Origin of the sequence: Variovorax sp. OAS795, assembly GCF_040546685.1 — a bacterium.
Classification (GTDB): domain Bacteria; phylum Pseudomonadota; class Gammaproteobacteria; order Burkholderiales; family Burkholderiaceae_C; genus Variovorax.
The window spans coordinates 611,038-634,241 of sequence record NZ_JBEPOH010000001.1; the positions used below are offsets into that span (position 1 = coordinate 611,038).

Below are 23,204 nucleotides of genomic sequence, written 5' to 3' on the forward strand. Positions count from 1 at the left end.
CGCGTTCGCGCTAGCGCGGCGGCAGCACCGCCATTGTGATGCGCGAGACGCAGGTCAATTCGCCGGCGTCGTTCGTCATGTCGATCTGCCACACCTGCGTGGTGCGGCCGCGGTGCACGGGGCGCGCAGTGCCGGTGACCCAGCCGCCGGTGGCCGAGCGGATGTGGTTGGCATTGATGTCCAGGCCTACGGCCCGGTCGCCCTCGGGCGCCGAGTAGTGCGCGCCGCACGAGCCCAGCGTTTCGGCCAGCACCACCGAGACGCCGCCGTGCAGGATGCCGTAGGGCTGGCGGGTGCGCTCGTCCACCGGCACGCGGGCGCGGATGAAGTCGTCGCCCACCTCCAGGAACTCCATGCCGAGCGTGGAGACGGCGGTGCCGACGTGGTTGCGGGTCAGCTCTTCGATCGAGATGTCTTTCTTCCAGATGCGCATGGGGTGTCTCCGGTACGGGGTTCCGGAAACTATAGCGACGGCGGCTGACAACCGCAGTCGCCTTTGCGTGCTAAGTTGGTCCGATGAAGCACCCCCTCCGACGCTGGCTCATCGGCATTGCCGCGGTCTTGCTGCTCGGCATCGGTGCGCTGGTCTGGGTGGCGAGCACCCGTTTGCCGAGCGACGAGGAGGTGGCCGCGCGCGTTTCCGAGGCTTTCGAAAAGCGCTTCGGCATCGGACTGAAGGTCGGCGGCGCCCATTGGTCGCTGTGGCCCAGCCCGGTGCTGGTGCTGTCCCAGGTCGCCACCGAGCAGCCGCGCCCCATCACCCTGCGCCGCATCACGCTCCAGCTCAAGCTCAGGGCGCTGCTGCGCCGCGTGGTGGCCGTCGACGAGGTCGAGATCGAAAGCCTGGTGCTGCCGCGTGAATCGCTGCGCGCGTTCCGGGGCAAGGGGCCCAAGCCGAAAGAGGACGCGCCGCTCGTCACGCTGCCGGCGCCATGGGCGCTGGCGCCGGTCCCGCTCGAAAAACTGCGCTGGCGCGATGTGGTCTGGATCGACCGGCGCGACATTGCGCTCGCCTACGATGGCGACATCGACTTCGACGCCCACTGGCGTCCGCGCCAGGCCCGCGTCGAACGCGCCGGCGCCTCGCCCCCCGCGCGGCTGCGGCTGGACCGCGAAGCCGGCCGTGACCGGTGGCGCACCCGCATCGAGGTGGGCGGCGGCACGTGGAACGGCGTCTCGCTGTTCGAGCTGCTGCCCAACGACATGCTGCGGGTGTCGGCCGAGCTCGAGCCGCGGCAGGTCGACATCGAAGGGCTGGTGCAGGCCTTTGGCCGGCGCACCGCCGTGGCCGGCAAGTTCTCGGGCCAGACCACGCTGGTGGCCGAAGCCGGCGAACTCGGCGCGCTGGTGCGCAGCGTGCACACCCGCACCACCTTCTCGGTGCGGCCCGCCACGCTCACCCGGCTCGACCTGGCCAAGGCCGTGGGCACCGCGGGCATCAGCCGCGGCGGCACCACCCCGCTGGACGAACTCACCGGCACCCTCGACACCCAGGGCACCGACGACGGCATCGTGATGCGCTACACGGGCCTCAAGGCGCGTTCCGGTGTGCTCACCGCCAGCGGCAACCTGAAGCTCTTCAACCGCAAGCTGGATGGGGAAGTGGCGGTCGACCTGGTCGATGGCGTGGTCGGCGTGCCGCTCAAGGTGGGCGGAACCATGAGCGACCCGGAGGTCTCGCTGACCGGCGGCGCATTGGCCGGCGCGGCGGTCGGCACCGCGGTGCTGCCGGGCGTCGGCACGGCGATCGGCGCGCGCATCGGGCAGCAGATGGAGAAGCTCTTCGGCGCGGACGAGCCAGCCCGGAAGGCGCCGCCACCCCGCAAGGCGCCGGGCGCTTCCCGCTGACGATTTTTTCCGCCGCGGTCCAGGTGGGCTCAGCCGCGCGGGCGGATCACCTGCGGGTCCGGCTGCGCGCCCGCATGCAACCGCGCGACCTCGGCCGCACGCCGCGTGAGCACGGCGCGCTGGTTGATGTAGCCCTTGTCGGTGATCTCGCCCGCATCGAGGTTCGGCGGCTCGGCAAGCACCAGCGCGCGCGTCGGGCATTGCGACGAACCCGCGCCTTCGTCCCGCAGTGCGCGCAGCACGTCGGCGATGCGCCCCGCCAGCGCCTCGGGCACGGCCTGCGGTGCGGGGAACACCAGCATGCCGATCTCGTCGCGGTCGTGGCCCGTGAGCACCACGTCCTGCGCGTGCGGCGCGAGCATCGACACCAGCTTGACGCGCAAGGTACCCACCGACACCCAGGTGCCGCTGGAGAGCTTGAAGTCCTCGGCCACGCGGCCGTTGAAGATCACGCCGCGTTGCGCCTGCTCGGCGTCGGCCAGGTAGCCGGCATCGCCGATGCGGTAGTAGCCCTCTTCGTCGAAGGCCTCCGACGTTTCCCGCGGCGCATGGCGGTAGCCGGGGAACACCGAGACGCCCTTGACGCGCATCTCGAGCTTCTGCCCGTTGGGAACGAACTTGAGTTCGAGCCCCGGCAGCGGTGCGCCGATGCAGCCGGCGCCGTCGAGCTTCCAGTGCGCCGAGGTGATGGCGGGCGAGGTTTCCGTCGCGCCCCACGAGGTGGTGAGCCACAGTGGGCGCTCGGGCCGCACGCGCCGGGCCACCGCTTCGAGCCTCTGCCAGGTCGAAGGTGCGAGCGCGGCGGCCGCGTAGAACGCCAGCCGCAGGCGCGAGAACACCTCGGCGGCCAGCGCATCGTCGGCTTCCAGGAACGGCAGCAGCATGTCGAAGCCGCGCGGCACGTTGAACAGCAGCGTGGGCTTCACCTCGCGCAGGTTGCGCACCGTCTTTTCGATGAGCCCCGGCGCGGGCCGGCCCTCGTCGATGTAGAGCGCGCCGCCGTGGCACAGCACCATGTTGAGGTTGTGGTTGGCGCCGAAGGTGTGGCTCCAGGGCAGCCAGTCGACCAGCACCGGCTTCTCCTGCGTGAGGAAGCGCCAGGTCTGCGCCATCATCTGCTGGTTGGCGCAGAGCATGCGATGCGTGTTGATCACCACCTTGGGCTTGCCGGTGGAGCCCGATGTCAGGAGGTACTTGGCGTGGGTGTCGGGCAGCACCGCTTCGTAAGCTTGCATCACGGCCGGCGTCTCGCTGGCCTGCAGCAGTTGCGCGAAGGGCAGGGCGCCGGCATGCGCGTCGGCGTTGCGGCTGAACACCGCCACCGCCTCCACGCCGGAGCCCGCGAGCGCGCCGCCGTACACCTTGGCGTCCGAGGCATAGATCAACGCCGGCTGCAGCGCCTGCAGCATGCCGTGCAGCCGCGACGGATCTCTTGCCATGCGCGAATACGCGCTCGAGAGCGAACACGCCGTGCGGCCGATGTGCATGGCCGCGAGCATCAGCACCGCATGGTCGATCGCATTGTCCGAGAGGATCGCGATCGGCCTGTCTGCCGGCAGCTGCAGGTCGAGCAGCCCCTGCGCCACCGCGCCCACCGCGCGGCGCAGCGCGCGGTAGTCGAGCTTGCGCCAGCCTTCGCCGCTGTCGTCGCGCTCGGCGAAAGCCAGCGCATCGGGCGTCTCTCGCGCCCAGCGCTCGATCCATTCGCCGATGCAGCGCGCATAGGGCTTGAGCGCCACGGGCGACCGCAGCGCGAAGGAGCCGTCGTCGAAGTCGATGCGCACGGTGCGCGGCGGGGCGATCTGGCGCTCGTCCAGGAGGAAATCGTCTGTCATTTCAATCGAGTCTGCCGGTGTCGGCCTTGGCGCGAATCAGGTTTAACAGCAGGATGTCGCGCGCGGCCTCGAGCTCGGCCACGCGCCGGTCGCCCAGTTCATCGGCCACGCCTTCGGTCACCTTGGCCTTGAGTTCATCCGTCATCGACGGCGCGCCGAGGTCCTGCCACCAATCCTCGATCGGCCCGCCCAGGTGCGCGAGCACATGCGCGATGCCGCCCGCGCCGCCCGAGAGATGCAGGTTCATGAACGGCCCCATCACCGCCCAGCGCAGGCCCGGGCCGTGCGCCATGGCGCTGTCGATGTCGGCCACGCTCGCCACGCCCTGGTCGACGAGGTGAAAGGCCTCGCGCCAGAGCGCGGCCTGCAGCCGGTTGGCGATGTGGCCCTTGACCTCGCGCTTCACGTGGATCGGCCGCTTGCCGATCGCGGCATAGAAGGCCATGGTGCGCTCGATGGTCTCGGCCGAGGTGCGCTCGCCGCCCACCACTTCGACCAGCGGGATCAGGTGCGGCGGGTTGAACGGATGGCCGAGCACCACACGTTCCGGATGCTTGCACCCGGCCTGCACCGCACTGATGGCGAGGCCCGAGGAGCTCGACGCCAGGATCGCGCGGGCCGGCGCCGCCTCGTCCATGCGGCGGAACAGGTCGGCCTTGAAATCCAGCCGCTCGGGGCCGCTCTCCTGGACGAAGTCGGCCTTCGCCACCGCGTCTTCGAGCCGCGCATGAAAGCGCAGCCGGCCGACCGAGGCGCCCTCGGCCAGCCCGAAGCGTTCGAGCGTCGGCCAGTGCGCGGCCACCGCCGCGCGCAGCCGCGCTTCCGCATCGGGCGAGGGGTCGGTGGCGTCCACGTCGAGGCCGCGCGCCAGGAAGAAAGCGGCCCAGCTGGCGCCGATGACGCCGGTGGCGACCACCGCCACGCGTTTTGGAGTCGTTTCCATCGGCATCGCCTCAGGAGTCCGCCGTGAAACCGATCTTCTTCACCAGCGGGCCCCAGCGCTCGGCTTCGACCTTCTGCGAGCGCGCCATTTCCTCGGCTGTGGAACCCTGGGCGATCAGGCCGACCACGGCCAGGCTGTCCGTCACCACCTTTTCCTTGATGGCGACGTTGATGGCGGCATTGGCAGTGGCCACCACGCTGGCCGGCGTCTTGGCCGGTGCGTAGAAGCCGAACCACTCCTCGGTGGTCAGCTCCGCAAAGCCCTGTTCGGCAAAGGTCGGCACTTCGGGCGAGAACGGCGAACGCGCCTTGCCCGAGGTGGCGAGCAGCCGCAGCTTGCCGGCCTTGTGGTTGGGGATGAAGTCGCCGCTGGGCGTGACCATGGCGGCAATCTGTCCGCCGACCACGTCGGTCACGCCGGGAATCGAGCCGCGGTAGGGCACGTGTTTCAGCTCGACGCCATTGTTGAGGCCCAGCAGCGCGCCGATGAAGTGCGGCGTCGATCCGGCCGCCGGCGAGCCGTAGCTGGCCTGGTTCGGGTTGGCCTTGGCCCAGGCGAGAAAGTCTTTCACCGTGCGCACCTCGGGCGGCACCAGCGGGCCGACCGCGAGGCCGTGGTGCATGACGGCGGCGATCGACACCGGCACGAAGTCGCGGCCCGGGTCGTAGCTCAGCTTGCTGTAGATGTGCGGGTAGATCGACGTGCAGGAGAACGGCGACAGCGCCAGCACGCTGCCGTCGGCCGGTGCGCTCTTGAGGGTTTCCAGCGCGATGCGGCCACCCGCGCCCGGCTTGTTCTCGACCACCGCGGCATTGCGGCAATAGGCCGAGCCCGCGAGCTTTTCGCCCACGCGGCGCGCGACGCTGTCGCCGGCGCTGCCGGCCGGAAAGCCGTAGTAGATCTTGACCTGCTCGAGCGTCTGCGCCAAGGCGGCGAGCGGCGAGAGGGCGCCCAGGGCGGCGCTCGCGCCCACGGCATGGAGGAAGTGGCGGCGGGTGGTCATGAATGTCTCCTTGTTGTCGGAATCTGGCGGGAACGGGGCCGCTTCAACGCGGCGCGAATTCGGGGCGCGGCCCGCCTCTGCGCGGCAGTCCCATCATCTGCCTGGCTTCGGTCGGCGTGGCGACTTCCATGTCGAGTTCATGGATAACGCGCACGATGCGCTCGGTGAGCTGCACGTTGGTGGCGAGCTCGCCCTGGCGGAAATAGAGGTTGTCTTCCAGCCCCACGCGCGCATGCCCGCCCAGCAGCAGCGCGGCCACGTTGGCTTCCAGCTGCGAGGTGCCGATGCCGCTCACGCCGAAGATGCTGCCCTTGGGCAGCGTGTCGACCATCATCTGCAGGAAGCGCGGCGAGTAGGGCATCGCGTTCTGGAAATTGCGGTGCACGTTCATCACCAGGTTGATGAAGTAGGGCTCGTCGTCATGGCCTTCCTCGATCAGCGTGGTCGTGTCCTGCAGGATGTGCGTGGGGCTGAACACCTCCCACTCGGGCTTGATGCCGCGCGCCTTCATCCCGGCGGCCAGTTCGCGCCCCTTGGTGATCGGCGTGTCCATCAGGATCTGCCGGCCCTCGAAGCTCAGGTTCAGCGTGGTCGCGTCCAGCGTGCACATCTCGGCGCCCGCATCCATGCCCTTGATGCGCTCTTCCCAGGCAATTTCCCAGCGGTCGCCCGCCAGCGGCTTGACCATGTCGCCGTGCACGCCGCCGCCGGTGGAGTTGTTGATGACGATGTCGCAGCCGGCCGCGCGGATGCGGCTGTTGATGTCGCGGTACACCGCGGCATCGCAGGTGGCGCCGTCGTCGGGCCGGCGGGCGTGGATCGCCGCCACGCTGGCGCCGGCGTTCCAGCAGCGCAGCACGTCGGCCGCGATCTCGTCCGGCTGGGTGGGAAGGTGGGGGTTCTGCGACTTGTGCGCCATGCCGCCCGTGGGGGCGATGGTCACGATCACTTTGCGCTTCGACGGCATGCTCCGGGTCTCCTGGTGTCTTCTTTCATGAGAGGCGCGCTATTATTTTTGGAGGCGCAGGCACACTCAGTCATTGCGACGACATTTGGGCTCAGGGTTTACGCGGCGCGCGCCGCGCCCGGGCCATCGGGAGCTTTCTTTTCATGCCCACGACGAAGCCGGCCATCCAGGCGGCATCGCTGACGATCCCCCAGCTGCTCGATCGCTCGGCCTGGTTTCCGGTGCTCGACGAAGCGGCGCGCGAACGCGTGCGCGACGAGATGCGCGAAGTCCAGGTCGCAGCCGGCGCCGCGCTGTGCCGCCGCGGCGAAACGCCGCTGCACTGGTACGGCACGCTCGAAGGCCTGCTCAAGTGGTCGACCACCTCCAGGGACGGCCGCTCGGTGACCTTCGGGGGGCTTTCGGTGGGCAGCTGGTTCGGCGAAGGCACGCTGCTGCGCGCGGCGCCACGCTCGGCCGACGTGATTGCGCTGCGGCCCAGCCGCGTGGCCCAGCTGCCGCTGGAGACTTTCGAGTGGCTGCACCGCACCCAGCGCGGCTTCGACCATTTCCTGCTGCAGCAGCTCAACGAGCGGCTGCACTGGTTCATGGGCAACTATGCGGCGCACCGGCTGCTCGATGCCGACAGCCAGGTGGCCCGCGCCCTCGCAGGCCTGTTCCACCCATGGCTTTACCCGGGCAGCGAGCCGCACCTGCAGACCTCGCAGGAGGAGATCGCGAACCTGTCCGGCGTGTCGCGGCAGCGCTGCAATGCGGCGCTGAACCGGCTCAAGGAGGCCGGGTTCCTGCGCATCGAGTATGGCGGGATCACCGTGGTCGACCTCGAAGGGCTGCGGCGCTTCATCGAGTAGCCGCCGCGCCTTCGCCTCACTGCGGCTTCTTCGCGCCCGCCGCCAGCCGCTTGCGGTACTCCGTTGTCGTGAGCCCCGCGAGGCCCCAGTCGTCGGTGTCGATTTCCTCGATCACGATGTGCGTCCATTCGGGCGGCTTGTTCAGCACGCGCTCCAAGGTTTCCGTGAACTCGGCGATGACCTGCGCCTTCTGTTCGCGCGTGACGCCGTCGCGGGTGATCTTCAGGTTGATGAAAGGCATGGTGTGCTCCTTGGGTTGAATGGGGTGATCACCACTTGCCCGTGCTCATGCCGCCGTCCACCGGCAGCACCACGCCCGTCGTGAAATCGGCGCTCGTGAGATAGAGCACGGCATCGGCGATCTCGCGCACGGTCGCGATGCGACCGGCGGGCGAGAGGCCGTTCAGGAAGCCATGCTGCTCGGGCGTGTACAGCGGCGTGTCGACGATGCCGGGCGCCACCGCATTCACCTTGACGTTGTGCGGCGCGAGTTCGAGCGCCAGCGCGCGCGTCGCGGCGTTGATGCCGCCCTTGATCAGCACCGGCAGCAGGGCCGGCACCTGCTGGTTCGGCTGCAGCGCGATGCTCGCGGTGATGTTCACGATGTGGCCCTGGCGGCGCGCGACCATGTGCCTTGCCGCAGCCTGCGAGGCGTAGACGAAGCCCTTGAGGTTCGTCGCCACCAGATGGTCGAGTTCTTCCTCGGTGTAGTCGACGAAGGGCTTGGCGTTGAAGATGCCCGCGTTGTTGACGAGCACGTCGACCTGTCCGAAGCGTTCCACGGCACGGTCGATGAGCTGCTGAGCGGTGTCGCGCCGGCCGATGTCGCCGGCCACGCCGAGAAAGCGCTCCGGGTTGCCGAGCTGCCTTGCCGCAGCCGCCAGGCGCTCGTCGGTGCGCGCATTGGCGACCACGTTGAAGCCGCGTTCGAGGTAGGCCTGCGCGAGGCCCAGGCCGATGCCGCTCGAGGCACCGGTGATGACGACCGTGGCGGGGGTGTTGAGGGTGTCTTGCATGTCGGTACTCCAGGGAGTTGAGGGGATGGATGAACTGTATTGATGACGCCGTCGGAGATAAATCACTAGACTTGCACTTCACTTGATACGCGGGGTAATCAATCGATGCAGCGGCAGTTCGGCGACATCCTCCTGGGCAGCATCGAGTTGTTCTGCCTTGCCGCAGAAAGCGGCGGCTTCACATCCGCGGCGCTCGCGGCCGGCGTGACGCCCGCGGCCGTGAGCCGCTCGATCTCGCGGCTCGAGAAGCGGCTGGGCTTGCGCCTCTTCGTGCGCACCACGCGCAGCGTGCGGCTCACCGACGCGGGCCGGACCTACTTCGCGCAATGCCGGCAGGCACTGGCGCAGTTGGCCGAGGCCGAGCGCGAGGTCATGGGCCAGCAGATGCAGCCTTCGGGCACGCTGCGCATCAGCGTGCCCACCACCTATGGGCACCACCGCATCCTGCCGCTGCTGCCGGCCTTCCGCGAACGCTATCCGGACATCCGGCTGCACGTGCACCTGAGCAACCGCAACATCGACTTCGTGGAAGAGGGCTACGACATGGCCGTGCGCGTGCGCGCGCAGCCCGACTCCACGCTGATTGCGCGGCACCTGGAAGACGCGCAGCTGGTGGTGGTCGCCACGCTCAAGTACCTGAAGAAGGCCGGCACGCCCCGCACGCTAGACGACCTTGCGGCGCACGAGTGCATCCAGTTCGAGCTGCCCAGCAGCGGCCGCCGCATCTCATGGCTCTTCAGGGAGAACGGCAAGGACCGCGAGGTCTTGGCGGACAGCGCCTACAGCTGCTCCGACGACGTGCTGGGCGGCGTCACCCTGGCCAAGAGCGACGCGGGGCTGTTCCAGGCCTACCGCTTCGTGGTGGAAAAGGAGTTGGCCGACGGCTCCCTCGTCGAGGTGCTGAAGCCGTTCGCGGGCCGCTCGCGGCCCTACACGCTGCTGTACCCGGACGGGCGGCACGTGCCGCTGCGCATGCGGGTGTTCATCGATTTCCTGATGGCGCAGCGGGCCGCGTGAGGCCGCTCAAACGCCCAGCAATTCTTCCAGCGCCTTCGGCTCCGCGAGCAAGTCGGCCGACGCGCCGTGCCGCACGATCTGCCCCTTTTCCATCACCACCGCCAGGTCGGTGTGCGCGAGCACCTTGCGGTAGTCGCGATCGACGATCAGCGTGGCGATGCCGGTCGCGCGGATCTCGCCGATCACGCGCCAGATCTCGGCCACGATCAGCGGCGCGAGGCCTTCGGTGGCCTCGTCGAGGATCAGCAGGCGCGGGTTGGTCATCAGCGCGCGGCCGATGGAAAGCATCTGCTGCTCGCCGCCCGAAAGCTGCTGGCCGCCATGCGTGAGCCGTTCGGCCAGGCGCGGAAAGGTGGCCATCACGCGGTCGAAGGTCCACGCGCGGCGTCCGTCGATGCCCGCACGCTCGCTCATCACGAGGTTCTCGCGCACCGAGAGATTCGGGAAGATGCCGCGGCCTTCGGGCACGTAGCCGATGCCCAGGCGCGCCATCTTCTCGGGCGGCCAGCCGGTGACCGTGCGGCCATCGACCTGCACTTCGCCCGAGGCGGGGCGCACGTAGCCCATCATGCTGCGGATCAGCGTGGTCTTGCCCATGCCATTGCGCCCGAGCAGGCCGACCGACGTGGCGGCCGGAATGCCGGCATGCACGCCGCGCAGGATGTGGCTGTTGCCGTAGTAGGTGTTGAGATCGCGGACGACGAGCATCAGTGGTCTTCTCCGAGGTAAGCCGTGCGCACTTCAGGGTTTTCGCGGATCGAGGCCGGATCGCCCGTCGCGATGACGGTGCCGTTCACCATCACGGTGATGCGGTCGGCAATGCGGAACACCGCATCCATGTCGTGCTCCACGAGCAGGATCGCGTGGGTGGCTTTCAAGCGCGTGAGCAGCGTGAGCATGCGGTCGGTTTCCTCGGCGCCCATGCCGGCGAGCGGCTCGTCGAGCAGCAGCACGCGCGGCCTGGTGGCCAGGCACATCGCCACTTCGAGCTGGCGCTGCGCGCCGTGGCTCAGCGTGCCGGCCACGCGGTGGGCCTCGTTCGAAAGGCCCGCGGCTTCGAGCGCCGCATCGGCCGCCGCATTGCTGGCCGCGCAGCGCTGCGACGACTCCCACACGGTCCATGGCCGCGCCGTGGCGGCCTGCGCCGCGAGGCGGCAGTTCTCGTGCACGCTGAACTCGGGGAAGATGGTCGTGCGCTGGTAGCTGCGGCCCACGCCCGCCCGCGCGCGGCGCCACTGCGCACGCCGCGTCACGTCGATGCCGTCGAGCGCGATGCGGCCCTCGGAGGCTTCGATCTCGCCCGAGAGCATGTTGATCAGCGTGGACTTGCCCGCGCCGTTGGTGCCGATCACCGCATGCACTTCGCCGACGTGCAGGTCGAGCGTGACGGCGTTCACGGCGGTGAGGCCGCCGAAGCGGCGCGTGAGTTTTTCGACTGAAAGCAGGGCGTTCATGGTCTTGCTCCTTCCCCTTCCGGGGGAAGGTTGGGATGGGGGCAGGCAGGGCGCGCGAAGGTGGCGCCGCGTGCCCCCACCCCGGCCCTCCCCCGGGAGGGGAGGGAGAAACACAGGGAGCCGTTCATGCGGCCTCCTTCGGCGACAAGCGCTTCGCCAGGCCGATGAGCCCCTTCGGCAGCAGCGCCACGAACACGATGATCGCGATGCCCAGCGTCAACTGCCAATGGTCCGCAAGCGGCCCCATCACCGCGTGCGTCGAGAAGATTTCCTTCAGCAGCGTGAACGCGATCGCGCCGATGACCGCGCCGCGCAGGTGGCCGAGGCCACCGAGGATCACCATCAGCAGCACCTCGCCCGAGTTGTGCCATGCCATGAGCTCGGGGTTGACCACGCCGTCACGCGAGGCCAGCAGGAAGCCCGCGAGGCCGGCCAGCGCGCCGGCCAGCACGAAGGCCGCGAGCTTGTAGCCGTACACCGGGAAACCCGCCGCGCGCATGCGCTGTTCGTTCACGCGGATGCCCGCCAGCGCCGCGCCGAAGCGCGAGCGGCGAACCAGCGCCAGGAGGCCGTAGGTGAACACCAGCGACGCGAGCACCACGTAGAACAGCACCATGCGGTTCTCCAGGTCGAGCTTGCCGATGGCCGGCCGAACGTACATGTAGATGCCGTCGCTGCCGCCGCCCACCTTGGTGTCGTGGAACACGAAGAAGGCCATCTGCGCAAAGGCCAGCGTCACCATGATGAAGTACACGCCGCGCGTGCGCAGGCTCAGCGCACCCACGAACAAGGCATAGAGCGCCGCCGCGCCCATGGCTGCGGGCAGCAGCAGCGCGAGGTTGCCGCCCTCGCTGCCCGAGGCCAGCACCGTGACGTAGGCGCCGATGCCGTAGAACGCCGCATGGCCCAGGCTCACGAGCCCGGTCATGCCGACCAGCAGTTCGAGGCTCAGCGCGAAGATCGACAGGATCATCACCTTGACGACAAAGTCCGAGACGTAGTTGCCCATGAGCGGACCGAGCACGGCGATGGCGATGGCGCAGGCCACCGGCACGGCCAAGGCGCCGAGCCGCGTGGAGGCCGTACTGCGCATGGAGGTGGTGGCTTCGGTCATGGCCGCCTCCCCATCAGCCCTTCGGGCTTCCAGATCAGCACGATGGCCATCAAGAGGTAGATGCCGATGCCGGCGAGGTCCGCGAAGAAGACCTTGCCGAAGGTGTCGACGAAGCCCACCAAGAGCGAGGCCAGCAGCGCACCGGTGATCGAGCCGATGCCGCCGATCACCACCAGCACGAAGCAGATGATGAGCACGCTCGCGCCCATGTTCGGATACACCGACGACATCGGCGCCGCGATCATCCCGGCCAGCGCCGCGAGCGCCACGCCGGCCGCGAACACGATGCGGTAGAGCCGCTTCACGTCGATGCCCAGGCCGCGCACCATGTCGCGGTTGCTGGCGCCGGCGCGGATCATCATGCCCAGGCGCGTGCGGTTGACCACCCAGTACAACCCCGCCGCGAGCACGATGCATGCGGCCGAGGCGAAGAGCCGGTACCAGGGGTAGCTCATGACGTTGCCGAGCGCAAAGCTGCCGTCCAGCCACGCCGGCACCTTCACGCCGTGCACGTCGTTGCCCACGAGAATGGAGCGCAGCTCCTCGAACACCAGGATGAGCCCGTAGGTCATGAGCACCTGCTGCAGGTGGTCGCGCTGGTACAGGTAGCTGAAGAAGGCCCATTCGAGCAGGTAGCCGAACACCGCCGCCAGCACCACGCCGGCCACCAGCATCAGCAGGAACTGGTCGCCGAACAACGGCGCGAGCGCGAACGCCATGTACGCGCCGATCATGTAGAAGCTGCCGTGCGCCAGGTTGATCACGCCCATGATCCCGAAGATCAGCGTGAGTCCCGAGGCCACCAGGAAGAGAAGGAGTCCGTACTGAACCGAGTTCAGGCACTGGACGAGAAAGGTGCCGAAATCCACGTTGGATTCATCCCAGTGAGATCGTGAGGGGAGCGTGGCGCGTTAGCGCCCGCGATGTTCGGGGGACACCGCGGAACCGGCTTTGCCGGGCCGCTGGTGTCGCCCCCTGGAGGGGGGAGTCGAGCTACACGAAGTGAGCGAGGGACGGGGGTGGGTTACATGCGGCAGCCACGGGCGGGGTCGGACAGACCCTTGATCGCCGTGCTCACCAGCTTGTTCTCCTTGCCTTCCACCTTGCGCAGGTAGATGTCCTGCACCGGGTTGTGCGACTTGCTCATGGTGAACGCGCCACGCGGGCTGTCGATCTTCGCCTTCTCGATGGCGGCCGTGAACTCGGCCTTCTTGCCGATGTCGCCCTTGGTGGCGGCCAGGCCCACGCCCAGCATCTGCGCCGCGTCGTAGCCCTGCACCGCGTACACGTCGGGCTGCAGCTTGAAGGCCTTGGCATAGGCGACGCGGAAGGCGTTGTCGCGCGTGGTGTTGAGTCCGTCGGCGTAGTGCAGCGTGGTGAGCATGCCTTGCGCGGCCTCGCCCTGCGCATCGAGCGTGCCGTCGGTCAAGAAGCCCGGGCCGTAGAGCGGAATGGTCTTGTTCAGGCCGGCGGCCTGGTAATCCTTGACGAACTTCACCGCGCCGCCGCCTGCAAAGAAGGCGTACACCGCATCGGGCTTGGCCGCCGCGATCTCTGTCAGGAGCGCCTGGAACTCGACATTGGGGAACGGCAGCGTGAGCTGCTTGTCGACCTTGCCGCCGTTCTTCTCGAAGCCTTCCTTGAAGCCGTTGACCGACTCGTCGCCGGCCGCGTACTTCCAGGTGATGGTCATGGCCTTTTTCTTGCCCTGCTGCTTGGCGGCCACTTCGCCCATGGCGAAGGCCGGCTGCCAGTTGCTGAACGAGCTGCGGAAGATGTTGGGCGCGCACATCGGGCCGGTCACCGCGTCGGCGCCCGCGTTCGGCACGATCAGCACGGTGCCGCTTTCCTTCGCGGCCTTGGCCATGGCCATGGCAACGCCGGAGTGCACGGTGCCCACGATCACGTCGACGTTGTCGCGCTTGATCAGCTTGTTGACGTTGTCGGTGGCCTTGGCGGGGTCGGACTCGTCGTCGACCTTGAAGTATTCGATCTCGCGGCCGGCAAGCTTGCCGCCGTGTTCCTCGACATAGAGCTTGAAGCCGTTCTCGATGGCCACGCCCAGCGCGGTGTAGGTGCCGCTGTAGGGCAGCATCAGGCCGACCTTGAGCTTGCCGGTGCCCTGGGCGCCGGCGGCGGATGCCAGGGCGGCGAATGCGATCGCCGTGAGCGCGAGGCGGGCGGTGCGGATGGTCATGATGGCTGTCTCCTGTTTTTACCAATGAAAGAAGTGGTCGCGACGATGACACGATCCGGCTGATCGCGATGCGGGGAATGCCCGCATTCGGGGATTTCCACCAGTTCGCAGCCGGGCACGCGTGCCGCGATGCCGCGGATCTGAGCCATGGTGCCGTATTCGTCATCGATGCCCTGGATGGCGAGCACCGGGCAGCGGATGGCGTCGAGCTCGGCCTCGATGTTCCATTGCCGGAAGGGCGGATGCAGCCAGATGCGGTTCCAGCCCCAGAAGGCCGAGTCGGCATTGTCGTGGTAGCGGCCGAGCTTCTTCGGCAGGTCGGTGCCGAGGTAGGCGCTGCGCGCCTCTTCGATGTTCTCGACGGTCACGTCTTCCACGAAGATGTGCGGGGCAAGAACCACCAGGCCGTCGATGCGATCCGGAAAGCGGGAGGCGTAGAGCAGCGAGATCGAACCGCCGTCGCTGTGGCCGAAGAGCCAGGGTTTTTCGCCGCCGAGGCCGAGCGCATCGAACAGCGCCGGAAGCACCTCGTGCGCCTGGCGGTGCATGAAGTCGACGTCCCAGATCTCGTTTTCATCGCGCGGCGTGGAGCGGCCATAGCCTGGCCGCGAGAACACGAGGCCGCGCGCGTTGGCGGCTTCGCAGAGCCGGGCAGGAAAGTCCTTCCACATCGCGACGGAGCCGAGGCCTTCGTGGAGGAAGACGATGAGGGGAGCGTCGGTGCGTTCGGGGGCGATCCACTGGCACTCGATGCGCACGGGGCGGCCGCGCCAGTCGATGGTGGGGAAGTCGGAGGTCATGGCTGTTGCTCCTTCCCCCTTTGGGGGAAGGCAGGGATGGGGGCTTGCGGCGCTGGCAAGAGCAGTGCATATGCAAACGCCGATGCCCCCACCCCAACCCTCCCCCGGGAGGGGAGGGAGCAAGACGGGGAACTGCTCATGCCTGCTTCTCCCGCTCCCGCAGCCTGAAGCGCTGGATCTTCCCCGTCGCCGTCTTCGGCAGTTCCTGCACGAACTCCAGAAACCGCGGGTACTTGTACGGCGCAAGCCGCTCCTTCACGAAAGCCTTGAGTTCGTCGTCCGAGACCGACTGGCCGTCCTTCAGCACGACGAAAGCCTTGGTCTTTGTGAGCCCGTCCGAATCTTCCTTGCCGATCACCGCCGCCTCGAGCACGGCAGGGTGCTGCATCAGCGTGGCCTCGACCTCGAAGGGCGACACGTAGATGCCGCTGACCTTCAGCATGTCGTCGCTGCGGCCGGCATAGGTGTAGTAGCCGTCGGCATCGCGCGTGTACTTGTCGCCGCTCTTGGTCCAGCCGCCCTGGAAGGTCTCGCGCGTCTTCTCGCGGTTGCACCAGTACATCAGCGCCGCGCTCGGGCCGCGGATGTAGAGGTCGCCCACTTCGCCGTCGGGCACCGGCCGGCCGTCCTCGCCGCGCAGCTCGACCTCGTAGCCTTCCACCGGCTTGCCGGTGGTGCCGTAGCGCACGTCGCCGGGGCGGTTGGAGATGAAGATGTGCAGCATCTCGGTCGAGCCGATGCCGTCGATGATCTCGCAGCCGAAGTGCGCCTTGAAGCGCTGCGCGATCTCGCCCGGCAGCGCCTCGCCGGCCGAGGAACACATGCGCAAGGCCACCTGCTCGCGCGCCGGCAGCTTCGGCGAGGCGAGCATGCCGGCAAAGCCGGTGGGCGCACCGAAGAACACGGTGGGCTTGTGCGCCACCCAGCGGCGGAAGGTCGCGTCGGGTGTCGGGCGCTCTGCCATCAGCACGACGGTCGCACCGACCGACAGCGGAAAGGTCAGCGCGTTGCCGAGCCCGTACGCAAAGTACATCTTCGCGGCCGAGAAGCACACGTCGTCCTCGGTGAGCCCGAGCACCGGCTTGCCGTAGAGCTCGGCCGTCCACCAGAGGTTGGCGTGCGTGTGGACCGTGCCCTTGGGCTTGCCCGTGGAGCCGGAAGAATAGAGCCAGAACCCGGGATCGTCCGACGCCGTGGCCACGGCCGATGCCATCGGCTCGGCGGCCGCGATCGCGGCTTCGAATTCCTGCGCGCCCGCGGGCAGCGCGCCCGTGGGCTGCGAAACGACGAGCGTGTGCACCTCGTGCGCGCCGCGGCCCATGGCCTCCTGCAGCGTGGGCAGCAGCGCGCCCGACACCAGCACCGCCTGCGCGCGGCTGTGGTCGAGCATGTAGGCGTAGTCGTCGGGCGTGAGCAGCGTGTTGACGGCGACCGGCACCACGCCCGCATACAGGCAGCCCAGGAAGCTCACGGGCCAGTCGGCGCTGTCGAGCATCAGCAGCAGCACGCGTTCTTCGCGGCGCAGGCCGGCGGCCTTGAGCGCAGTGGCGAGCCGGCGCGCGCGGTCCTCGAGCTGGCCGTAGGCGAGCGTGCCGCGGTCGTCGATGTAGGCGATGCGATCGGCGCGGCCGCGGTTGAGGGCGAACAGGTGTTCGGCAAAATTGAATCGTGCGGGCGGGCTCGTCATGGGGTCTCCTTGGGCCGTTTTTTCTTCAGAGGCCGAGCTGTGCGAGCACGCCGGGGCTCGCCTGCACGGCGGTGCGGCGATGGTAGAAGTCCAGCGCGCGCAGTCCGCCGAGCTCGGCGCCGCCGCCCGCGCGACCGGGGCCGCCGTGCAGCGACATCGGCATCACGTTGCCGTGGCCGGTGTGGGCCTGGGCCACCTCGGGCGTGACCACGTGCACGCGGCCGTGGCTCGGCGCAACGGCCAGCGCGGCCTGTGCGAGTGCAGCGTCGTCGCTGCCGTAGAGCGATGTCACGAGCGAACCCTGGCCGCGGTGCGCAAGCGCGATGCCATGGGCCAGGTCGCGGTAGGGCAGCAGCGTGGCGGCCGGGCCGAACACTTCGACGTCGTGCACATGCTGGGCGGCATCGGCATCGCGCGCACCCATCAGCACCGGGCCGATGCACGCAGCCACGGCCGGGTCGGCGTCGACGAGCGGCGTGTCGCGGCCGTCGTACAGCATGCTGGTGTGCGCGGAGAGGGTTTCCAGGCCCGCGTTCACGGCATCGAACTGCGCGCGGCTCACGAGCGAACCCATGCGCACGTTCTCGTTGCGCGGATTGCCGACCGTGATGCCCTTGAGCTTGGCGCCGATGGCTTCGGCCGCGGCGCCGTACACCTCGGCCGGCACCAGGATGCGGCGGATGGCGGTGCACTTCTGGCCCGCCTTCACCGTCATCTCGCGCACCACTTCGCGCACGAGCAGGTTGAACGCGTCGCTGCCGGGTGCGGCGCCTGGCATGAGCAGGGCGCTGTTGAGGCTGTCGGCCTCGATGTTCACGCGCACCGAACGCTGGGCCACGGCCGGGTGCGAGCGGATCAGCGCCGCCGTTTCGGCCGAGCCGGTGAAAGACACCACGTCGAAGGGCTGCAGTGCATCCATGAGGCCCGCGGAACTGCCGCAGACCACCGACAGCGCGCCGGCGGGCAGCACGCCCGCATCGACCACGTCCTTGACCATGCGCTGCGTGAGCCAGGCCGTGGCCGTCGCGGGCTTCACGATCACGGGCACGCCCGAGAGCAGTGCGGGCGCAGCCTTTTCCCACAGCCCCCACGACGGGAAGTTGAAGGCATTGATGAAGAGCGCCACGCCCTGTACCGGCAGCTGCAGGTGCTGCGACTGGAACACCGGCTCCTTGCCGAGCCTGGCCGCATCGCCGTCGCGCAGCGCGTGCACGTCGCCGAGGCCATCGCCCCACTTGGCGTACTGGCCCAGCGTGAAGATCGCACCATCGATGTCGACGGCCGAATCGTTCTTCACCGTGCCCGAGTTGGCCGTGGCGATCTCGTAGTACGCATCGCGGTGGGCCTGCAGCACCTTCGCCACGGCGCCGAGCAGGGCCGCGCGCTGGCGGTAGGTGAGGGCGCGCAGCGCAGTGCCGCCCTGTTCGCGCGCAAAGGCAAAGGCCGCGGGCAGGTCGAGCCCCGTGGCATCGACGCGCACGAGCTCGGTGCCCAGCACCGGGTCGAACAGGGGCGTGCCAGCGCCCGATCCGCTTTGCCAGCGGCCGGCGACGTGATTGGGCAGGAGCTCGGTCATGGGGTAAACTTGATCTGCCCTTCGGGCAAGAGATAGAGGACCAGCGCGCGGCCTTGCGCCACGGTTGGACGGTGGGCGGTGCCGGGCCCGTAGACGCACCAGCCCGCGGGCCGCCCGTCGAAGGTGGCGTTGGCGCTGCCCTCGAGCGGCATGATCAGGTCGATCTCGCCGTTGGGGTGCGTGTGGTGCGGTCCGGCGATGTCCTGCATGTCGACCACGTCGACCGAGAAACGGTGCAGTGCATCCTCTGCCTTGAACACGCGGCCGTACTTGATACCGCCGCCTTCGCGCTCGCACAACCAGCCTTCGGCCACGCCGCCGATGCAGGCCTGGCGCAGTTGTTCGAAACGCGGGCTGCCCGCACCATGGGTGGCGTTGAGCCATTGCTCGAGCTGTTCGTCGAGCGGCCGGCCGGCGATTTCGGCCGTCAGGCCGGCGATCAACTGGTGAAATGCTTCCTTGCTGGACATTGGCGGGCTTCCTTTGGGAGGCTGGCTGGCCGTGGTGGCGCCACAGCGAAACTTGCGATCTGCCTTGCAGGATTTCTGTGCGTGCAGTATCTTGCTTGTGGCCGAACAATAATCACCGAGACAATCAGTGTCAAGCAATATAGTGCATATATGGTGTTTACCCTGAGCGCGCACAATCCCGGCCAAGAACGAGGACTTGCATGAACGAGCATGTAGACGCGGTGCTTGCCACCGCGCCCGATGGCAGCCACGCCGGCAATGCGGCAGCGCCGGGGGAAGCCAGGAATCCATTGCTGGCCGCGCTGGGCGACCGCGTGCGCAACCTGCGCGCGCAGCGCGGGCTCACGCGCAAGGCGGTGGCGGTGTCGGCCGGTGTTTCGGAGCGGCATCTGGCCAACCTCGAGTACGGCATCGGCAATGCCTCGATCCTGGTGCTGCAGCAGGTGGCCGGCGCGCTGCACTGCTCGCTGGCCGAACTGGTCGGCGACGTGACCACCAGCTCGCCCGAATGGCTGCTGATCCGCGAGCTGCTCGAGCACCGCAGCGAGGCCGACCTGCGCCGCGTGCGGGTGGCGCTGGGCGAATTGCTGGGCACGGCCTCGGTCGATCCGGCGCGGCACCGCCGCATCGCGCTCGTGGGGTTGCGCGGCGCGGGCAAGTCGACGCTCGGGCAGATGCTGGCCGAAGACCTGGACGTGCCCTTCATCGAGCTGAGCCGCGAGATCGAGACCCTCGCAGGCTGCAGCGTGCGCGAGATCCACGACCTCTACGGCACCAACGCCTACCGCCGGTACGAGCGCCGCGCGCTCGAGGAAGCCGTGCAGATCTACAGCGAGGTGGTCATTGCCACGCCGGGCGGCATCGTGTCCGACCCCGCCACCTTCAACGAGCTGCTCGCACACTGCACCACCGTGTGGCTGCAGGCCGCGCCCGAGGAGCACATGGGCCGCGTGGCCGCCCAGGGAGACACCCGTCCCATGGCCGCCAGCAAGGAGGCCATGGAAGACCTGCGGCGCATCCTGAACGGCCGCGCCGCCTTCTATTCGAAGGCGGACCTGTCGGTGGACACCAGCGGCAAGACGCTGGCCCAAAGCTTCCAGGCGCTGCGCGCGGTGGCCCGCCAGTCGATGGGCCTGGGCGCCTGACCTGAAGTTTGAAAAAAAGAGATTCAGGCATTGACTTGCCTGTTCACATGCAGCATGATGCATGTCATCGGAACCAGAAGATGCAGTATTCTTCCGGTTTGCATCTGCCCCCTACAGGAGACTTCCGTATGACCGAGACCACGACCCTTCAGGCGCCTCCGCGCGTCGACTACCGCACCGATCCCACGCAGTACAAGCACTGGAAGCTCGGCTTCGAGGGCTCGGTGGCGCGCCTGGTGCTCGACATCGCGGAAGACGGCGGCATCCGCCCCGGCTACAAGCTCAAGCTCAACAGCTACGACCTGGGCGTGGACATCGAGCTCAACGACGCGCTCAACCGCGTGCGCTTCGAGCACCCCGAAGTGCGCAGCGTGATCGTCACCAGCGGCAAGGACCGGATCTTCTGTTCGGGCGCCAACATCTTCATGCTGGGCGTCTCGAGCCACGCATGGAAGGTGAACTTCTGCAAGTTCACCAACGAGACGCGCAACGGCATCGAGGACACCTCGAAGCACTCGGGCCTGAAGTTCATCGCGGCCGTGAACGGCGCCTGCGCCGGCGGCGGCTACGAGCTGGCATTGGCCTGCGACGAGATCCTGCTGGTGGACGACCGCTCCTCGTCGGTCTCGCTGCCCGAAGTGCCGCTGCTGGGCGTACTGCCCGGCACCGGCGGCCTGACCCGCGTGACCGACAAGCGCCACGTGCGCCATGACCTCGCCGACATCTTCTGCACCAGCGTCGAAGGCGTGCGCGGCCAGCGCGCGGTCGAGTGGCGCCTGGTCGATGCGATCGCCAAGCCGGCGCAATTTGCCGCCGCAGTGCAGGAGCGCGCCGCGCAGCTCGCCGCCGGCAGCGACCGCCCCGCCAGTGGCAAGGGCGTGGCGCTGACCCGCCTGGAGCGCGAGGAAACCGCCGACAGCCTGAGCTATTCGCACGTCGACATCCGCATCGACCGCAGCAAGCGCACCGCCACCCTCACCATCAAGGCGCCCACCGGCGCGCAGCCGGCCGACATCGCCGCCATCGAAGCGGCGGGCGCCGCCTGGTGGCCGCTCGCGATGTGCCGCCAGCTCGACGACGCCATCCTCCACCTGCGCACCAACGAGCTCGACATCGGCACCTGGCTGCTCAAGACCGAAGGCGACGCAGAAGCCGTGCTCGCGTCCGATGCCGTCATGCTGGCCCACAAGGACCACTGGCTGGTGCGCGAAACCATCGGCGCGCTGCGCCGCACGCTGGCACGCCTGGACGTGTCGTCGCGCAGCCTGTTCGCGCTGGTCGAAGCGGGTTCGTGCTTCGTGGGCACGCTGGCCGAAGTGGCCTTTGCGGCCGACCGAAGCTACATGCTGGCCCTGCCCGACGATGCCGCGCGCGCACCCAAGCTCGTGCTGAACGAATTCAACTTCGGCTTCTACCCGATGGTGAACGACCAGAGCCGGCTGCAGCGTCGCTTCTACGAGGAAGCCGCGCCGCTCGACGCCGCGCGCGCCGCCGCCGGCCAGCCGCTGGATGCCGACGAGGCGCTGAAGCTCGGCCTCGTGACCGCCGCGCCCGACGACATCGACTGGGACGACGAGATCCGCATCGCCATCGAGGAGCGCGCCGCCATGTCGCCCGACGCGCTCACTGGCCTGGAAGCCAACCTGCGCTTCGCCAGCCAGGAGAACATGGCCACCCGCATCTTCGGCCGGCTCACCGCCTGGCAGAACTGGATCTTCAACCGCCCCAACGCCGTTGGCGAAAAGGGCGCGCTGAAGGTCTACGGCACCGGCGAGAAGGCCGGCTTCGACTTGAACCGCGTCTGACGAAACCGCAGTCCCGCACAACCCAAGGAACAACGATGAGCACGATCAACTACAGCGAGAAGATCCCCAACAACGTCAACCTCGGCGAGGACCGCACGCTGCAGCGCGCGCTCGAAGGCTGGCAGCCCAACTTCATCAACTGGTGGGACGACGTGGGCCCCGAGGGTTCGACCAACCACGAGGTGTACCTGCGCACGGCCGTGAGCGTCGATCCGCAGGGCTGGGCGCAGTTCGGCCATGTGAAGATGCGCGACTACCGCTGGGGCATCTTCCTGAACCCGGGCGACGCCAACCGCGAGATCCACTTCGGCGACCACAAGGGCGAGAAGGCCTGGCAGGACGTGCCCGGCGAGCACCGCGCCAACCTGCGCCGCATCATCGTCACGCAGGGCGACACCGAGCCCGCATCGGTAGAACAGCAGCGCCACCTCGGCCTGACCGCGCCGAGCATGTATGACCTGCGCAACCTGTTCCAGATCAACGTGGAAGAAGGCCGCCACCTCTGGGCCATGGTCTACCTGCTGCACAAGCACTTCGGCCGCGACGGCCGCGAGGAAGCCGAGGCGCTGCTGCAGCGCACCTCGGGCGACGTGGACAACCCGCGCATCCTGGGCGCCTTCAACGAGAAGACGCCCGACTGGCTCGCGTTCTTCATGTTCACCTACTTCACCGACCGCGACGGCAAGTTCCAGCTGGCCGCGCTGGCCGAGAGTGCGTTCGATCCGCTCGCGCGCACCACCAAGTTCATGCTGACCGAAGAAGCGCACCACATGTTCGTGGGCGAGAGCGGCGTGTCGCGCGTGCTCGCACGCACCGCGCAGGTCATGAACGAGCTCAAGACCGACGACGCGCAGAAGGTGCGCGCGGCCGGCGCCATCGACCTGGGCACGATCCAGCGCTACCTGAACTTCCACTACAGCGTGACCATCGACCTGTTCGGCGCCGACCAGTCGAGCAACGCCGCCATCTTCTACAGCTCGGGCCTGAAGGGCCGCTACGAAGAAGGCAAGCGCACGGACGACCACGTGCTCAAGGGCCAGACCTACAAGGTGCTCGAGGTGAAGGACGGCCAGCTCGTCGAGAAGGATGTGCCGATGCTCAACGCGCTGAACGAAGTGCTGCGCGACGACTTCATCAAGGACTCGGTGGCCGGTGTCGGCCGCTGGAACAAGGTGCTCGAGAAGGCCGGCATCCCGACGCGCCTGACGGTGCCGCACAAGGCCTTCAACCGCCAGATCGGCGCGCTCGCGGGCATCAAGATGTCGCCCGAAGGCCGCGTGGTGAACGAGGTCGAATGGGCCGCGAAGAAAAATGAATGGCTGCCGAGCGCCGAAGACTTTGCTTTCGTGGCATCGTTGATGGGCCGCGTGGTCGAGCCGGGCAAGTTCGCAGGCTGGATCTCGCCGCCGGTGATGGGCATCAACCGCCAGCCGGTCGACTTCGAGTACGTGCGTTTCGGTTGAATTGGTATGACTC

22 protein-coding genes are annotated in these 23,204 nt (G+C 68.3%); 6 read left to right on the plus strand and 16 right to left on the minus strand.

Annotation, left to right across the window (positions count from 1 at the left end):
- Positions 1-10 precede the first annotated feature (10 nt).
- Positions 11-433, minus strand: coding sequence for a hotdog fold thioesterase (locus ABID97_RS03015; protein ID WP_354397079.1), 423 nt, complete (start codon positions 431-433; stop codon positions 11-13).
- Between the two features lie 83 nt (positions 434-516).
- Between ABID97_RS03015 and ABID97_RS03020 the strand changes: the two genes are divergently transcribed.
- On the plus strand, positions 517-1,848 hold the full coding sequence (locus tag ABID97_RS03020; protein WP_354397080.1) for an AsmA family protein: 1,332 nt from the start codon (positions 517-519) through the stop codon (positions 1,846-1,848).
- 29 nt (positions 1,849-1,877) lie between these two features.
- On the opposite strand, the gene ABID97_RS03025 is transcribed toward ABID97_RS03020, so the two are convergent.
- From ABID97_RS03025 to ABID97_RS03040, 4 genes are read right to left on the minus strand one after another with little or no spacing between them, the layout of a single operon-like run.
- Positions 1,878-3,683 carry a feruloyl-CoA synthase gene (locus ABID97_RS03025; RefSeq protein WP_354397081.1) on the minus strand — a complete coding sequence of 602 codons (1,806 nt, stop codon included), beginning with the start codon at positions 3,681-3,683 and terminating at the stop codon, positions 1,878-1,880.
- 1 nt (position 3,684) lies between these two features.
- Positions 3,685-4,626, minus strand: coding sequence for a 3-hydroxyacyl-CoA dehydrogenase NAD-binding domain-containing protein (locus tag ABID97_RS03030; RefSeq protein ID WP_354397082.1), 942 nt, complete (start codon positions 4,624-4,626; stop codon positions 3,685-3,687).
- 10 nt (positions 4,627-4,636) lie between these two features.
- Positions 4,637-5,629: a Bug family tripartite tricarboxylate transporter substrate binding protein gene (locus ABID97_RS03035; protein ID WP_354397083.1), complete on the minus strand. Its 993-nt coding sequence runs from the start codon at positions 5,627-5,629 to the stop codon at positions 4,637-4,639.
- A 43-nt stretch (positions 5,630-5,672) separates the two neighbouring features.
- A complete protein-coding gene (locus ABID97_RS03040; protein ID WP_354397084.1) occupies positions 5,673-6,596 on the minus strand; it encodes a beta-keto acid cleavage family enzyme in 924 nt (307 codons plus the stop codon).
- A 143-nt stretch (positions 6,597-6,739) separates the two neighbouring features.
- Here ABID97_RS03040 and ABID97_RS03045 point away from each other — a divergent pair, with 143 nt between their 5' ends.
- Positions 6,740-7,447, plus strand: a complete 708-nt coding sequence (locus tag ABID97_RS03045; RefSeq protein WP_354397085.1) for a Crp/Fnr family transcriptional regulator — start codon at positions 6,740-6,742, stop codon at positions 7,445-7,447.
- Positions 7,448-7,463: 16 nt separating this feature from the next.
- Here ABID97_RS03045 and ABID97_RS03050 read toward each other — a convergent pair whose 3' ends face one another.
- Complete coding sequence (locus ABID97_RS03050; RefSeq protein ID WP_354397086.1) at positions 7,464-7,688, minus strand: tautomerase family protein; 225 nt, start codon at positions 7,686-7,688, stop codon at positions 7,464-7,466.
- Positions 7,689-7,716: 28 nt separating this feature from the next.
- The gene (locus ABID97_RS03055) at positions 7,717-8,463 is read right to left on the minus strand and encodes an SDR family NAD(P)-dependent oxidoreductase (protein WP_354397087.1); all 747 of its coding nucleotides are present in this window, start codon (positions 8,461-8,463) and stop codon (positions 7,717-7,719) included.
- 105 nt (positions 8,464-8,568) lie between these two features.
- On the opposite strand from ABID97_RS03055, the gene ABID97_RS03060 reads away from it, so the two are divergent.
- The gene (locus tag ABID97_RS03060; protein ID WP_354397088.1) at positions 8,569-9,480 is read left to right on the plus strand and encodes a LysR family transcriptional regulator; all 912 of its coding nucleotides are present in this window, start codon (positions 8,569-8,571) and stop codon (positions 9,478-9,480) included.
- 6 nt (positions 9,481-9,486) lie between these two features.
- Here ABID97_RS03060 and ABID97_RS03065 read toward each other — a convergent pair whose 3' ends face one another.
- The 9 genes from ABID97_RS03065 to ABID97_RS03105 all read right to left on the minus strand — a co-directional run bounded on the left by ABID97_RS03065 (position 9,487) and on the right by ABID97_RS03105 (position 18,778).
- Positions 9,487-10,188 carry an ABC transporter ATP-binding protein gene (locus ABID97_RS03065; protein WP_354397089.1) on the minus strand — a complete coding sequence of 234 codons (702 nt, stop codon included), beginning with the start codon at positions 10,186-10,188 and terminating at the stop codon, positions 9,487-9,489.
- Positions 10,188-10,934: an ABC transporter ATP-binding protein gene (locus ABID97_RS03070; protein WP_354397090.1), complete on the minus strand. Its 747-nt coding sequence runs from the start codon at positions 10,932-10,934 to the stop codon at positions 10,188-10,190. Before ABID97_RS03070 ends, ABID97_RS03065 begins: the two co-directional genes overlap by 1 nt.
- A 124-nt stretch (positions 10,935-11,058) precedes the next feature.
- Positions 11,059-12,048: a branched-chain amino acid ABC transporter permease gene (locus tag ABID97_RS03075; protein WP_354397091.1), complete on the minus strand. Its 990-nt coding sequence runs from the start codon at positions 12,046-12,048 to the stop codon at positions 11,059-11,061.
- Entirely contained in the window at positions 12,045-12,917 is an 873-nt protein-coding gene (locus ABID97_RS03080) for a branched-chain amino acid ABC transporter permease (protein ID WP_354397092.1), read from the minus strand. Before ABID97_RS03080 ends, ABID97_RS03075 begins: the two co-directional genes overlap by 4 nt.
- A gap of 155 nt (positions 12,918-13,072) precedes the next feature.
- Positions 13,073-14,245, minus strand: a complete 1,173-nt coding sequence (locus ABID97_RS03085) for an ABC transporter substrate-binding protein (RefSeq protein WP_354397093.1) — start codon at positions 14,243-14,245, stop codon at positions 13,073-13,075.
- On the minus strand, positions 14,242-15,045 hold the full coding sequence (locus ABID97_RS03090) for an alpha/beta fold hydrolase (protein WP_354397094.1): 804 nt from the start codon (positions 15,043-15,045) through the stop codon (positions 14,242-14,244). The genes ABID97_RS03085 and ABID97_RS03090 overlap by 4 nt, the downstream gene beginning before the upstream one ends.
- Positions 15,046-15,181: 136 nt before the next feature.
- Positions 15,182-16,732, minus strand: a complete 1,551-nt coding sequence (locus ABID97_RS03095; protein ID WP_354397095.1) for a benzoate-CoA ligase family protein — start codon at positions 16,730-16,732, stop codon at positions 15,182-15,184.
- 25 nt (positions 16,733-16,757) lie between these two features.
- On the minus strand, positions 16,758-18,308 hold the full coding sequence (locus ABID97_RS03100; protein ID WP_354397096.1) for a 3,4-dehydroadipyl-CoA semialdehyde dehydrogenase: 1,551 nt from the start codon (positions 18,306-18,308) through the stop codon (positions 16,758-16,760).
- The gene (locus tag ABID97_RS03105) at positions 18,305-18,778 is read right to left on the minus strand and encodes a 4-hydroxylaminobenzoate lyase (RefSeq protein WP_354397097.1); all 474 of its coding nucleotides are present in this window, start codon (positions 18,776-18,778) and stop codon (positions 18,305-18,307) included. The genes ABID97_RS03100 and ABID97_RS03105 overlap by 4 nt, the downstream gene beginning before the upstream one ends.
- Before the next feature lie 200 nt (positions 18,779-18,978).
- Between ABID97_RS03105 and ABID97_RS03110 the strand changes: the two genes are divergently transcribed.
- The 3 genes from ABID97_RS03110 to boxB all read left to right on the plus strand — a co-directional run bounded on the left by ABID97_RS03110 (position 18,979) and on the right by boxB (position 23,191).
- Positions 18,979-19,923, plus strand: coding sequence for a helix-turn-helix transcriptional regulator (locus tag ABID97_RS03110; protein WP_354397098.1), 945 nt, complete (start codon positions 18,979-18,981; stop codon positions 19,921-19,923).
- Between the two features lie 128 nt (positions 19,924-20,051).
- Complete coding sequence (boxC, locus tag ABID97_RS03115; RefSeq protein WP_354397099.1) at positions 20,052-21,728, plus strand: 2,3-epoxybenzoyl-CoA dihydrolase; 1,677 nt, start codon at positions 20,052-20,054, stop codon at positions 21,726-21,728.
- 35 nt (positions 21,729-21,763) lie between these two features.
- The gene (boxB, locus tag ABID97_RS03120; protein ID WP_354397100.1) at positions 21,764-23,191 is read left to right on the plus strand and encodes a benzoyl-CoA 2,3-epoxidase subunit BoxB; all 1,428 of its coding nucleotides are present in this window, start codon (positions 21,764-21,766) and stop codon (positions 23,189-23,191) included.
- The last annotated feature ends 13 nt before the right edge of the window (positions 23,192-23,204 follow it).